Source organism: Mycobacterium kiyosense (genome assembly GCA_021654635.1).
Lineage (GTDB): Bacteria > Actinomycetota > Actinomycetes > Mycobacteriales > Mycobacteriaceae > Mycobacterium > Mycobacterium kiyosense.
Map to the genome: position 1 here is coordinate 1,288,280 of AP025179.1, position 13,624 is coordinate 1,301,903.

At 69.6% G+C, this 13,624-nt stretch carries 9 protein-coding genes and 2 pseudogenes; 8 read left to right on the top strand and 3 right to left on the bottom strand.

Annotation, left to right across the window (positions count from 1 at the left end; genetic code table 11):
- Nucleotides 1-32: 32 nt before the first annotated feature.
- From L6444_RS06115 to L6444_RS06125, 3 genes are all read left to right on the top strand, one after another.
- On the top strand, nt 33-1,211 hold the full coding sequence (locus L6444_RS06115; protein ID WP_236981341.1) for an amidohydrolase: 1,179 nt from the start codon (nt 33-35) through the stop codon (nt 1,209-1,211).
- The gene (locus L6444_RS06120) at nt 1,208-2,377 is read left to right on the top strand and encodes a M20 family metallopeptidase (RefSeq protein WP_236981342.1); all 1,170 of its coding nucleotides are present in this window, start codon (nt 1,208-1,210) and stop codon (nt 2,375-2,377) included. Before L6444_RS06115 ends, L6444_RS06120 begins: the two co-directional genes overlap by 4 nt.
- A gap of 127 nt (nt 2,378-2,504) precedes the next feature.
- Nucleotides 2,505-3,410, top strand: a complete 906-nt coding sequence (locus L6444_RS06125; protein ID WP_236981343.1) for a DUF559 domain-containing protein — start codon at nt 2,505-2,507, stop codon at nt 3,408-3,410.
- 88 nt (nt 3,411-3,498) lie between these two features.
- On the opposite strand, the pseudogene L6444_RS06130 reads toward L6444_RS06125, so the two are convergent.
- A pseudogene (locus L6444_RS06130) lies at nt 3,499-3,979 on the bottom strand (gamma-glutamylcyclotransferase).
- A 170-nt stretch (nt 3,980-4,149) separates the two neighbouring features.
- Between L6444_RS06130 and L6444_RS06135 the strand changes: the two are divergent.
- From L6444_RS06135 to L6444_RS06150, 4 genes and pseudogenes are all read left to right on the top strand, one after another.
- Nucleotides 4,150-5,568, top strand: a pseudogene (locus L6444_RS06135) (NAD(P)H-quinone dehydrogenase).
- Nucleotides 5,569-5,660: 92 nt separating this feature from the next.
- Nucleotides 5,661-7,418: a glycerol-3-phosphate dehydrogenase/oxidase gene (locus tag L6444_RS06140; protein ID WP_236983858.1), complete on the top strand. Its 1,758-nt coding sequence runs from the start codon at nt 5,661-5,663 to the stop codon at nt 7,416-7,418.
- Complete coding sequence (locus tag L6444_RS06145) at nt 7,415-8,287, top strand: pseudouridine synthase (protein WP_236981344.1); 873 nt, start codon at nt 7,415-7,417, stop codon at nt 8,285-8,287. The genes L6444_RS06140 and L6444_RS06145 overlap by 4 nt, the downstream gene beginning before the upstream one ends.
- Nucleotides 8,288-8,342: 55 nt before the next feature.
- A complete protein-coding gene (locus tag L6444_RS06150) occupies nt 8,343-9,881 on the top strand; it encodes an FMN-binding glutamate synthase family protein (protein WP_236983860.1) in 1,539 nt (512 codons plus the stop codon).
- 6 nt (nt 9,882-9,887) lie between these two features.
- Here the strand turns inward: L6444_RS06150 and L6444_RS06155 are convergent, their stop codons facing one another.
- A complete protein-coding gene (locus L6444_RS06155) occupies nt 9,888-10,475 on the bottom strand; it encodes a DUF5994 family protein (protein ID WP_236981345.1) in 588 nt (195 codons plus the stop codon).
- 197 nt (nt 10,476-10,672) lie between these two features.
- On the opposite strand from L6444_RS06155, the gene mgtA reads away from it, so the two are divergent.
- Nucleotides 10,673-13,303, top strand: a complete 2,631-nt coding sequence (gene mgtA / locus L6444_RS06160; RefSeq protein WP_236981346.1) for a magnesium-translocating P-type ATPase — start codon at nt 10,673-10,675, stop codon at nt 13,301-13,303.
- On the opposite strand, the gene L6444_RS06165 is transcribed toward mgtA, so the two are convergent.
- Nucleotides 13,300-13,545 carry a hypothetical protein gene (locus L6444_RS06165; protein WP_236981347.1) on the bottom strand — a complete coding sequence of 82 codons (246 nt, stop codon included), beginning with the start codon at nt 13,543-13,545 and terminating at the stop codon, nt 13,300-13,302. The genes mgtA and L6444_RS06165 overlap by 4 nt on opposite strands.
- Between the last annotated feature and the right edge of the window lie 79 nt (nt 13,546-13,624).

The following is a 13,624-nucleotide window of genomic DNA, read 5'->3' on the forward strand; positions in this document are numbered from 1 at the left end:
GGCCGCCCGACCGGCGGTGAGATACTGCGAAGATGCCCGTAGCACCCGACCGCGTCGAAGATCTGGTGCGGCAGCGCGGCAGTGACCTGATCGAGCTGTCCCACGCCATCCACGCCGAGCCAGAACTGGCGTTCGCCGAGCACCGCAGCTGCGCCAAGGCCAAAGAGCTGGTCGCCCAGCGCGGTTTCGCGATCGGCCCGGTCGCGGGGCTGGACACGGCGTTTCGCGCCGACTTCGGTAGCGGCCCGCTGGTCGTCGGGGTGTGCGCGGAGTACGACGCGCTGCCCGAGATCGGCCACGCCTGCGGGCACAACATCATCGCGTCCGCCGGGGTGGGGGCCGCGCTGGCGCTGGCCGAAGTCGCCGACGACCTCGGCCTGACGGTGGCCCTGCTGGGCACCCCCGCCGAAGAGTCCGGCGGCGGCAAGGCGCTGATGCTGCAGGCCGGGGCGTTCGACGACGTCGCGGTGTCGGTGATGGTGCACCCGGGTCCCACCGACATCGCCGGTACGCGGTCGCTGGCCCTGTCCGAGTGCACCGTCCACTATCGAGGCAAGGAATCGCACGCAGCCGTCGCACCGCATCTCGGGATCAACGCCGCCGACGCGGTGACCGTTGCGCAGGTGGCGATCGGGGTGCTGCGCCAGCAGCTGGCGCCCGGGCAGCTGTTGCACGGCATCGTCACCGACGGTGGCCAGGCGGTCAATGTGATACCCGGGCAGGCGGCGCTGCAGTACGCGATGCGGGCGACCGAATCCGATTCGCTGCGCCAGCTGGAGGGTCGGGCGTACGCCTGCTTCGCGGCCGGGGCGCTGGCCGCCGGATGCGAATACGAGATCGAACCGGCCGGACCCGGATATGCGGAGCTGAAGCCTGACCAGTGGATGGTCGACGTTTTCCGCGAGGAAATGCGCCGGCTGGGCCGCGAGCCGGTGCCCGCCGCCGTGGAAGTGGGGCTGCCAATGGGCAGCACCGACATGGGCAACGTGACGCACGTGATGCCGGGCATACATCCGGTGATCGGCGTCGACGCCGGCGGGGCCACGGTGCACCAGCGTGCTTTCGCGGCCGCTGCCGTCGGACCCAGCGCCGACCAGGCGGTGGTGGACGGCGCGATCATGCTGGCGCGTACGGTTGTCGCGCTGGCGTCGGACCCCGGCCAACGGGATCGGGTACTGGCTGCGCTGGAGCGTCGAAGGGCCGCCGGATGAGCCTCGTCGACAGCGCCGAATCCTGGCTGGCCGCCCACTTCGACGACCTGGTCGCCTGGCGCCGGCACATCCACCGCTACCCGGAGCTGGGCCGCCAGGAGTTCGCCACCACGCAGTTCGTCGCCGAGCGGTTGGCCGACGCCGGGCTCAACCCCAAAGTGCTGCCCGGGGGAACCGGCCTGACCTGTGACTTCGGGCCCGAGCACCAGCCGCGGATCGCGCTGCGCGCCGATATGGACGCCCTGCCGATGAGCGAGCGCACCGGTGCCCCGTACGCCTCGACGATGCCCAACATCGCGCACGCCTGCGGGCACGACGCGCACACCGCGATATTGCTGGGCACCGCGCTGGCGCTGGCGTCGGTGCCTGAACTGCCGGTCGGGGTGCGGCTAATCTTCCAGGCCGCCGAGGAGCTGATGCCCGGCGGCGCGATCGACGCCATCGCCGCCGGCGCGCTGACCGGGGTGTCGCGCATCTTCGCGCTGCACTGCGATCCGCGGCTGGAGGTCGGCAAGGTGGCGGTGCGGCTGGGCCCCATCACCTCGGCTGCCGACCAGGTCGAGATCACTTTGCATTCCCCTGGCGGGCACACCTCGCGCCCGCACCTGACCGCCGACCTGGTCTACGGGCTGGGCACGCTCATCACCGGGCTGCCCGGGGTGCTGTCACGCCGCATCGACCCGCGCAACAGCACCGTGCTGGTGTGGGGTGCGGTCAATGCCGGTAATGCGCCCAACGCGATTCCCCAGTCCGGCGTGCTGGCCGGCACCGTGCGCACCGCGAGCCGCCAGACCTGGGTCGACCTGGAGGGAATCATCCGGGAAAGCGTCACCGGCCTGCTGTCGCCGCTGGCCATCGAACACACGCTGCAGTATCGCCGCGGCGTTCCGCCGGTGGTCAACGAGGACGTCTCCACCCGCATTCTCTCCCACGCGATCGAGGCCGTCGGCCCCGACGTGCTGGCCGACACCCGGCAGTCCGGCGGCGGCGAGGACTTCTCCTGGTACCTCGAAGAAATTCCCGGCGCGATGGCCCGACTTGGGGTCTGGTCGGGGGTGGGCCCGCAACTGGACCTGCACCAGCCGACGTTCGATCTCGACGAGCGGGCGCTGGCCATCGGTGTGCGGGTGATGGTGAACATCATCGAGCAGTCGGCCGCGTTCTAGCGTCGGTCCTTGATCTCTTCTCCCGAGCGCCCCCCATATGTACGGCAAAATCCGCTTTTGAACGGCATTTTGGGGCCGCTCAGCGGGTGAATTGTGGGCGCGTTGCGTGTTTTCGAAGATGGGCCGCGTGCACGCCGAACTGTGTCAGCTGCTCAACCTGCAGGGTGGCGTGATCACCGCCGCCCAGGCTTTCGAATTCCTGAGCCGCCGCAACTTGGAGACCTGCATACAACGCGGCGAGCTGCGCAGGATCTGGCACGGCGTATACGGCAGCGGCCGAGACACTGTCGTACTGCGACTACGTGGCCTCGACCTATTGGCCGGCACGACGGTCGCCAGTTGCCTGCACACCGCGGCGGCCATTTACGGATTCGACACCGAACACGACACCAACCTGCACGTGCTCAATCCCGATAACGGCCGCCTGCACTCGACGCAGGGGTTGGTGGTGCATCGGCGGGAGGGTGCGCCGCTGTCGTCGGTGCGCGGCCGGCCGGCCACGACGCCCGCTTGGACAGCGATCGAGGTGGCGCGCGGCCTGCGGCGGCCGCGGGCGCTGGCCACGCTGGATGCGGCCCTGGGCAGCGGTTCCTGCGGCCGCGACGAGCTAGCCGAGGCTGTCGGGCTGCAGGCCGGGCGTCGAGGCATCTGCGCGTCGCGGGAGCTGCTCGCGCTGGCCTCGCCGCTGGCCGAGTCGCCGATGGAGAGTGAGGCCCGGCTGGTCATGATCGACGGCGGACTGCCGCAACCAACGCTGCAGTACAAGATCGTCGACCTGACCGGACGCCTATGGCGAGTCGACTTCGCCTGGCCCGAGTGTCGCGTTGTCGCTGAGTACGACGGCGTCGACGCGCACAGCAGTCGTGAGGCGTTCAAATACGATCGCCTCCGCATGTCGGCTCTGCAGGATGTGGGCTGGGTGGTAGTGGCGATGGTCGCCGAGGACGTCAGACGTGAACCCTGGCATCTGGTGAGCAGACTCCGGACGCGGTTGGAGCAGGGTCGAGCCGCGGGGCCGTCGCGAGCGTCCTGAAAATGTCGTCAAAACGGCCGTTTCACCGTACATATGGGGACGCTCGGCAAAGGAGAAGAAAAGGGGGCGACCAGGCGCCGGAATAGGATCAGGCGCTGGGGCCCGGACCGATATTGCGGGCCGGACGGGTGCGCAGGTCGTGCACGTAATCGGCGGGGGCGCCGGCAATTTCGGCGGCATCGGCCATCACCCCGAGGTAGCGCGCCGACGGCAGACCGCCCTCCCAGGCGTCCAGCACATACAGCCACGCCAGCACCGGGTCGATGTCGGTGTCCGACGACTCCCGCTCCACCCGGCAGCGGATCTTCTTGTGCACGCCGAACTCGGAGCCCTCCCAGCGGTCCAGATTCATCTCGTCGGCCGGGGTCATGTCGTAGAGCACTACGAACACCCGCGAATCCGGGTCTTCGACGACGGTGGCCAGCGCGCCTTCCCAGCCGATGTCCTCGCCGCCGAAGGTCAACCGCCAACCCGGCAACCAGCCAGTTCCGGCCATCGGGGGAGTGCGGCGCACGCTGGAGCATCTGCTCGGGATGCATGTTCGAGCCGTACGCGGCGTAGAGCGGCACGGGGAAAGCTTAAACGCCTCGCGCCCGGGCGGCGTCAGCCGTCACGTCAAGCGGGTTTGGAGTCCTCGGTTCGCGCTGCGAACCGCATCGTCGCCAAGCGGGGTCTGATGGCCTGGCTCCTCCTCGGTTCGCGCTGCGAACCGCATCGTCGCCAAGCTAGGTTTGAGCCCGTGGTGACGCGCATCGTGATCCTGGGCGGAGGTCCGGCCGGCTACGAGGCAGCCCTGGTGGCCGCCAACGCACACCCCGACTCGGCGGAAGTCACTGTGATCGACTCCGAAGGCATCGGCGGTGCCGCAGTCCTGGACGACTGCGTCCCCCCTCCAAGACGTTCATCGCGTCCACCTGGCTGCGCACCGAGCTGCGCCGGGCGCCAAGGCTGGGCTTCGAGATCGACATCGACGACGCCAAGATCTCGCTGCCGCAGATCCACGCCAGGGTCCGCAAACTGGCCGCCGAGCAGTCGGCCGACATCGCCGCCCAGCTGCGCAAAGTGGGGGTTCGGCTGATCGCGGCCCGCGGCGAGCTCATCGATCCGGCCCCCGGCCTGGCCCGCCACCGCATCAAAGCCACCGCCGCGGACGGCACCATCACCGAGCACGACGCCGACGTGGTGCTGATCGCCACCGGTGCCAGCCCGCGGGTGCTGGCGTCGGCCCAGCCGGACGGCGAGCGCATCCTGACCTGGCGGCAGCTGTTACGACCTCGAGGAGCTGCCCGAGCACCTGATCGTGGTGGGTTCCGGCGTCACCGGCGCCGAATTCGTGCACGCCTACACCGAACTGGGGGTGCCGGTCACGGTGGCGGCCAGCCGCGACCGGGTGCTGCCCTACGAGGACGCCGACGCCGCCGCGGTGCTCGAAGAGTCGTTCGCCGAACGCGGCGTCCAGTTGTTCAAGAACGCGCGCGCCGAGTCGGTCACCCGCACCGACACCGGGGTCCTGGTCACCATGACCGACGGCCGCACGGTCGAAGGCAGCCACGCCCTGATGACCATCGGTTCGGTGCCCAACACCAGCGGCCTGGGCCTGGAGCGGGTCGGCATCGAACTCGGGCCCGGCGACTACCTCAAGGTGGACCGGGTGTCGCGAACCTCCGTACCGGGCATCTACGCCGCCGGCGACTGCACCGGCCTGCTGCTGCTGGCCTCGGTCGCGGCGATGCAGGGCCGCATCGCGATGTACCACGCGCTCGGCGAGGGCGTCAGCCCGATCCGGCTGCGTACGGTCGCGGCGACGGTGTTCACCCGACCCGAGATCGCCGCCGTGGGCGTGCCGCAATCGGCGATCGACGACGGCCAGTTCAGCGCCCGCACCATCATGTTGCCGCTGCACACCAACGCCCGCGCCAAGATGTCGGGACTGCGGCAGGGTTTCGTCAAGATCTTCTGCCGCAAATCCACCGGCGTGGTGATCGGCGGCGTGGTGGTGGCCCCGATCGCCTCCGAGCTCATTTTGCCCATCGCGGTGGCCGTCACCAACCGCATCACCGTCAACGAGCTGGCCCAGACACTGGCCGTTTACCCGTCGTTGTCCGGATCGATCACCGAGGCCGCCCGCCGCCTGATGGCGCACGACGATCTGGACTGAACGATCTGGACTGAACCCCGCCGGAATCCGGAACGCCAACTAGCCTTACTGGGAGATATCTACCGACGAGTAACCGACAGGAGTCCTTTGTCGTGAGCAATCCGAGCAACGCAGCGGAGAGCGAGCAGACCTGGTCCGACGGGGTGCTGGGGCCGCAGCAGCGTGCGCTGGCCTGGGAGCGCCTCGGCTCCGAGCAGTTCGACGTGGTGGTGATCGGCGGCGGCGTGGTGGGCTCCGGTTGCGCGCTGGACGCGGCCACCCGGGGACTGAAGGTGGCCCTGGTCGAGGCGCGGGATCTGGCGGCGGGCACCTCCAGCCGCTCGTCGAAGATGTTCCACGGCGGACTGCGCTACCTCGAACAGCTGGAATTCGGGCTGGTGCGCGAGGCGCTCTACGAGCGCGAGCTGTCGCTGACCAAGCTGGCGCCGCACCTGGTCAAGCCGCTGCCGTTCCTGTTCCCGCTGACCAACCGGTGGTGGGAACGGCCCTACATGGCCGCCGGCATCTTCCTGTACGACACCCTCGGCGGCGCGAAATCGGTGCCCGCGCAAAAGCACATGACCCGGGCCGGAGCTCTGCGCCTGAGTCCGGGCCTCAAGCGCAGCTCGCTGATCGGCGGTATCCGCTACTACGACACCGTCGTCGACGACGCCCGGCACACCATGACGGTGGCGCGTACCGCCGCCCACTACGGCGCCGTGGTGCGCAGCTCCACCCAGGTGGTCGCGCTGCTGCGGGAGGGCGACCGGGTCACCGGGGTGCGGGTGCGCGACTCCGAGGACGGCTCGGTCACCGAGGTCCGCGGGCATGTGGTGGTCAACGCCACCGGCGTATGGACCGACGAGATCCAGGCGCTGTCCAAGCAGCGCGGCCGATTCCAGGTGCGTGCGTCCAAGGGCGTGCACGTGGTGGTGCCACGCGACCGCATCGTCAGCGACGTCGCGATCATCCTGCGCACCGAGAAGTCGGTGATGTTCGTCATCCCGTGGGGCAGCCACTGGATCATCGGCACCACCGACACCGACTGGAACCTGGACCTGGCCCACCCGGCGGCCACCAAGGCCGACATCGACTACATCCTGGGCACGGTCAACGAGGTGCTGGCCACCCCGCTGACCCACGCCGACATCGACGGCGTGTACGCCGGGCTGCGCCCGCTGCTGGCCGGGGAGAGCGACGAAACCTCCAAGCTGTCCCGCGAGCACGCCGTGGCGGTGCCCGCGGCCGGCCTGGTCGCCATCGCCGGCGGCAAGTACACCACCTACCGGGTGATGGCCGCCGACGCGATCGACGCCGCGGTGCAGTTCGTGCCGGCCCGGGTGGCGCCGTCGATCACCGAGAAGGTCAGCCTGCTGGGCGCCGACGGCTACTTCGCGCTGATCAACCAGGTCGAGCACGTCGGCGAGCGGGTCGGCCTGCATCCCTACCGGGTGCGCCACCTGCTGGACCGCTACGGATCCCTGATGGACGACGTGCTGGCCCTGGCCGCCGACCGGCCCGAGCTGCTCGGGCCGATCACCGAGGCCCCCGGATACCTGAAGGTGGAAGCCGTCTACGCCGTCGTCGCCGAGGGCGCCCTGCACCTGGAGGACATCCTGGCCCGGCGCATGCGGATTTCCATCGAGTACTCGCACCGCGGCGTCGACTGTGCCCGCGAGGTAGCCGAACTGGTCGCGCCGGCGCTGGGGTGGAGCGCCGCGGACGTCGACCGCGAAGTCGACAACTACCGAGCCCGGGTGGACGCCGAGATCCTGTCCCAAGCCCAGCCCGACGACGTCTCCGCCGACGAGTTGCGCGCCAGCGCACCCGAGGCCCGCGCCGAGATCCTGGAACCGGTGCCGCTCAATTGAGGCCCGCCCCGCTTCCGGTCCGAGACGGCCTGGGGCCGGCACGGGTCCGGTTGTACGGCGGGCCGGTGCTGGCCGAGCTGACCGAACGGTTCGGCGAACCCGCCCGCGCCAAAGTGCTGGCCGGCGAAGTCGTCGACGCCGACGGCGTGGTGGTCGACGAGGCGCGGGTGCTGCCCGCCGGTGCGCACGTGTATCTCTACCGGGACCTGCCCGACGAGGTGGCGGTTCCGTTCGAGATTCCGGTGCTGTACCGCGACGACGATATCGTTGTGGTGGACAAGCCGCACTTCCTGGCCACCATGCCGCGCGGGCGCCACGTCGCCCAGACCGCGCTGGTACGGCTGCGCCGCGAGCTCGGGCTGCCCGAACTCAGCCCGGCCCACCGGCTGGACCGGCTCACCGCCGGGGTGCTGCTGTTCACCGCCCGGCGGGAGGTACGGGGCACATTCCAGACGCTGTTCGCCCGCGGCGAGGTAAGCAAGACCTACCTGGCGCGCGCGGCCGTCGACCCGGCGCTGCGGCTACCCCGGGTGGTACGCAGCCGGATCGTCAAACACCGGGGCCGGCTGCAGGCGGTCAGCGAGCCGGGTGAGCCCAACGCCGAGACGCTGATCGAACTCATTGCGCGGAAGGACGGCCTCTACCGGCTGACACCGCGCACCGGGCGCACCCATCAGCTGCGCGTGCAGATGGCCGCGCTGGGGTTGCCGATCACCGGGGACCCGTTGTACCCCGACATCATCGACGTCGCACCGGACGACTTCAGCGCGCCGCTGCAGCTGCTGGCGCAGCGCATCGAGTTCGACGACCCGCGCACCAGTGCCCGCCACGAATTCGTCAGCCGGCGCACTTTGGTCACCTCGCACTGAGGACCGAGGTCACTAGCACCGCCGGCCACCGACGGGGCAGCATGATCGCGTGACTGTGAAGCTGCGAGCTGTGGCCGCCATGGCCGGGGGCGCTCTGGCCGGGTTGACCGGCTGGGACCTGGTGCAACGCCGGCACACCATCCTGCGCAACTACCCGGTGGTGGGCCACCTGCGCTTCCTGCTGGAAGCGGTGGGGCCCGAGCTGCGCCAGTACATCGTCACCGACAACGACGCGGAGCGGCCGTTCAGCCGTGACCAGCGACGCTGGGTGTACACGTCGGCGAAGGCGGGCAACCGGTACTTCGGCTTCGGCACCGACAACGACCTCGAACGCGTGCACAACTACCCGATCATCAAGCACGCCGCGTTCCCGGTGCCGGCGCCGGCCGGCGAACCCAATCATCCCGACCCGTCGGTCCCACTGCCGGCGGCGAAGGTGCTCGGCGGCGCCCGCGGCCGTGCCCGGGCGTTCCGGCCGTCGTCGCTGATCAACATCTCGGCCATGAGCTTCGGGTCGCTCAGCGGCGCGGCCGTCACCGCACTGAACCGGGGCGCTGCCCTGGCCGGTGCCCTGCACACGACCGGCGAGGGCGGTGTCTCGCCGTATCACCTCAACGGCGGCGACCTGGTCTGGCAGATCGGCACCGGCTACTTCGGCTGCCGCAACGAGGACGGCACCTTCAGCCTGCCCAAGCTGGTCGACCGGGTCGCGGCCACGCCGTCCATCCGGGCTATCGAGATCAAGCTCAGCCAAGGCGCCAAACCCGGTCTGGGCGGCATGCTGCCCGGCGCCAAGGTGACCCCCGAGATCGCTGCCATCCGCGGCATCCCGGTCGGCGTGGACTGCAAGAGCCCCGCCGGGCACTCCGCGTTCGGCGATGTCGACGGACTGCTCGAGCTGGTGGAGACGATCGCCGCCGAGACGGGCCTGCCGGTGGGTATCAAGTCCGCAGTCGGGGAGGGCGAATTCTGGGTCGACCTGGCCGCCCGCATGGCCCGCACCGGCCGCGGCGTCGACTTCGTGACGGTCGACGGCGGCGAAGGCGGGACCGGCGCCGCGCCGCTGGTGTTCAGCGACCACGTCGCGCTGCCCTTCAAATGGGCGTTCCCGCGCGTCTACCGCGCCTTCGCCGAGGAGGGCCTGCAGCACGACGTGATGTTCATCGGCTCGGGCAAGTTGGGCATCCCGGAGAACGCGCTGCTGGGGGTGGCGATGGGCTGCGACATGATCAACGTCGCCCGGACCGCCATGTTCTCCGTGGGCTGCATCCAGGCGCAGCGCTGCCACACCGGCCGCTGCCCCTCCGGCGTGGCCACCCAGTCGCCCTGGCTGCAGCACGGCCTGGACCCGGCATCGAAATCGGTGCGTTGCGCCAACTACCTGGCCACCCTGCGTTTCGAGCTGGTGGGCCTGGCCCGGGCCTGCGGCTACGTGCATCCGGCCCTGGTGCCGCTGGCCGCGATCGAGTTACTCGACGTCGACCTCAGGTCTGTGCGGGCCGACGAGCTGTGCGACTATCCGCCGGACTGGGGTGTGCCCGGACCCGCCGACGTCGACGCCATCACTGCGCTGATGGCGACCCGCTGCGGCTGACCGGGCCTATGCGCTCAACCGGGACTGCCGCATCCGGTTGCGGACGATGTGCTCGACCAACACCGGCACGAACGTCTGGATCGGCGCGTCGGCGAACTGCTGCGCCGCCTGCTCGCACCATCGCGCGATCTCGGCGGTGCGCTGCTGGTCCTCGCGCCCCTCGTGTTTGGCCAACGTGGCCGCCACGTCGGCCACCGACCGCGCGACCTGGGTCTGCCCGGCCGGCTCGGCCTCGGCCGGGACGCGTGCCGCCTCCAGCGCCTGGCGGGCCTCCTCCGGGCCGGTCTCCGGCCGGATCACGTGCAGGGACAGGTGGTGGCCGTCCTCGCCGACCAGCATCACACTGGCGGGTTCGTCGCTGCTGAAGCCCAGCAATTCGATGGTGTGCCCGGCGACCTGGGTACGCGGCGGGACTTCCTCCCAGCCGTGCAGGTGATAGCCCACCATCACCACCCGCCCCAGCCGGTCGGACACCGAGTTCACCAACGCCGGCAGCTCGTCGACCAGGCGCCGCGAACGCGGCCACCAGGCCCCGTCCACATGCTCTGACGCGGAGCGATACGGCTTGAGCTGCACACGCTTGTCGCGTTCCATCGTCGACCACCTGCCTGTTGAAGCCGGAGAGTTCCGGCGCGATCCGTCCATTGAGACCGAGCCGTGTGATCCGCGAGTTGCCGATGGTTGAACAACGGGTTTTGCCCGCGCGAACGGGCGGCGCAACTGGCATTGTGGTGCACGGCGGGGCGCTGCGCGCGAAACCTAGCGAGGACCACAGCGAGGAGAAGCCGGAGATGTCATCGGCGCCGGAAACGGTCGTTCCGCACTTTCCGGTGGGGACCGCGCAGCAGGTTGCCGCCGCCCCCGCCGAGGAGGTGCTACGCCGGCTGGATAGTTCGACGGCCGGCCTGTCCGCCGCCGAGGCGTCGGCCCGGCTGGATCGTTACGGGCCGAATGCCGTTGCGACGCACCGGGTCAGCGCGGCGGCGGTATTGGGTCGTCAACTGCGCAACGCGGTGCTCATCCTGCTGGCCGGGACCGCTGTCGTCTCGTACTTCCTGGGCGACGGCGTGCAGGCGGTCATCATCGGCGTGATCTTGGTGGCCAGTGTGGGGCTGGGGTTTTTCAACGAGTTCCGGGCCGAGCTGGCCGCCGCCGAGCTGCACGCCGGGATGCAGCACCAGGCGGTGGTGCGCCGGGACGGACGGTACGTCAAGATCAGCGTCGTCGACCTGGTGCCCGGTGACGTGGTCCGATTATCGCTGGGTGAGGCCGTGCCCGCCGATCTGCGGCTGATCGACGTCAACGGCTTGGAATGCAACGAGAGCATCCTGACCGGCGAGTCCGCCGCGGCGGAGAAGACCGCAAACCCGGTATCCACCGGCGCCGAACTGGCCGAGGCGTCCGACCTGGCCTTCATGGGCACCATCGTCAGCGCCGGTGAGGGCGTCGGGGTGGTGTTCGCCACCGGTCGGGACGCCGAATTCGGGCGCATCGCAGCGGGTTTGGACGAGCGGGTGCCCGAAACAGGTTTCCAGCTCGGACTGCGCCGGTTCTCCTACCTGCTGCTGCAGGTCGCGATCGCGCTGATGCTGATCATCCTGATCAGCAATCTGTTGCTGGGCAAGCCGATCATCGACTCGGTGTTGTTCTCGCTGGCCATCGCGGTGGGCATCACCCCGCAGCTGCTGCCGGCGGTGGTCAGCGCCGCCTTAGCGACCGGGTCCCGACAGCTGGCCAAGGCCAAGGTGCTGGTCAAGCGGCTGGTATGCATCGAAGACCTGGGCGACATGGACATTCTGATCACCGACAAGACCGGCACCCTGACCGAAGGCCGACTGCGGCTGGTCGGCACCGTCGACCCCGCCGGCAACCCCAGCGACGCGGTGTGCCGGCTGGGGTTGCTGGCCACCGACGTGGACCCGCAAGCCGGCGGCGTGAGCGCCAACGCGCTCGACGAAGCGCTGTGGGAAGGCCCGCTGGCGGGCCGGCTGGTGGGGACCGACGTGCGGCGGGTGGCATTGCTGCCGTTCGACCATGAACGCCGGGCCACCTCGGTGCTGATCGACGACGACGGCGAACGCGTGCTGGTGGTCAAGGGCGCGCCCGAACAGTTGCTGCCGCTGTGCCGGGCGACACCGGCAGCGGCCGACGAGACGCTGGCGGCGTTGTTCGCCGCTGGGCGCCGTGTGGTGGCGGTGGCTGCCAGGCCCGCGGCCGGGCTCGCCACGATCACCCGTGACGACGAACGCGATCTGCGGTTGGCCGGGTTCCTGGTTTTCGCCGACGAACCCAAACCCGCTGCACGGCAATCACTTTCACAGCTCGCCGAGCTCGGCATCGAGCTCAAGATCGCCACCGGCGACAACCCGCGGGTCGCCGAAAAAGTTTGTGCCGACATCGGTTTGGAGTCCAAGGGTACGGTCACCGGTGCGCGGCTGCAGTCGTTCGACGACGACGAGTTCGCCGACGCCGCGGTGAATCACACTATCTTCGCCCGGATCTCACCCGAGCAGAAGGCGCGGCTGATCGCCTCCCTGCGTGGGCACGGCAGGTCGGTCGGATTTCTCGGCGACGGGGTGAACGACGCGCTGGCCCTGCATTCGGCCGACGTGGGCATCTCCGTCGACAGCGCCACCGACGTCGCCAAGGACGCCGCCGACGTGGTGCTGCTGGAGAAAGACCTGGGGGTGCTGGCCACCGGGGTGGCGCAGGGCCGGCGGATCTTCGCCAACACCATCAAGTACGTGCTGATGGGCACGTCGAGCAACTTCGGCAACATGTTCAGCGCCGCAGCCGCCTCGGCGCTGCTGTCGTTCCTGCCGATGCTGCCCAGTCAGATCCTGCTGAACAACCTGCTGTACGACAGCTCGCAGCTGGCGATCCCGACCGACCGCGTCGACGAGGAGCAACTCCGGGCGCCGTCGCACTGGGACGTCGCATTCATCCGGCGCTTCATGTTGACCTTCGGGCCGATCAGTTCGCTGTTCGACTTCCTCACCTTCGGGCTGATGCTCGGTGTGTTGCACGCCGGCCCGGTCGAGTTCCGCACCGGGTGGTTCGTGGAATCGCTTGCCACACAAACGTTGATCATCTTCGTCATCCGCACCCGCAAGGTGCCGTTCCTACGCAGCCGACCCAGTGCGGCGCTGGTAATCGCCACCCTGTCCGTGGTCACCGTCGGCGTCGTGCTGACCATCTCGTGGCCGGCCCGCACGCTGGGGTTCACGCCGTTGCCGTGGCAGTTCTTCGGGGTGCTGGGTGGTTTCGTGATCGTCTACCTGGTCCTGGTGGAGCTGGCCAAGATCATGTTCTACGCCGAACCGGTGCGCTTGGGCGGAAAGCCGATTCGCACCCGGGGCCGCGCACATCGCATCCGGCGCCGCGCCGCGCGCTTCCACCATGTGGGCGGCAGGGCCGGCTAGGAGTACGGCAGATCCTGCGGGTTCGCCGGACCCCCGAAGTCCTGCAATTCGGCCAGGCCCAGCGCGATCCCGTGGTTCACTTGCTGCGAGAAGGCTTCCGCGCCGGGTGCGGGCGTTTCGGCTTCGGCGGAACAGCTACAGCTCAGAACGCTGTACACGCTCGGATCGGCACCCGCCGCAATCCCCGTCGTCGCCACAGCGCAGAGCGCGATCGCGATGCCCGACAACACTCTCGTGACCACTTTTGCTCCCCGTGATGCTGGTGCCGAAAGTGTAAGGGCTGGCCGCCGTGATCGCGCGGTGTGACAACTGCGAATTGGC

Bases quoted from the DNA above. Each gene is read 5' to 3' on its own strand.
- L6444_RS06115 (WP_236981341.1), top strand. From the start codon at position 33: ATGCCCGTAGCACCCGACCGCGTCGAAGATCTGGTGCGGCAGCGCGGC.
- L6444_RS06120 (WP_236981342.1), top strand. From the start codon at position 1,208: ATGAGCCTCGTCGACAGCGCCGAATCCTGGCTGGCCGCCCACTTCGAC.
- L6444_RS06155 (WP_236981345.1), bottom strand. From the start codon at position 10,475: ATGGAACGCGACAAGCGTGTGCAGCTCAAGCCGTATCGCTCCGCGTCA.
- mgtA (WP_236981346.1), top strand. From the start codon at position 10,673: ATGTCATCGGCGCCGGAAACGGTCGTTCCGCACTTTCCGGTGGGGACC.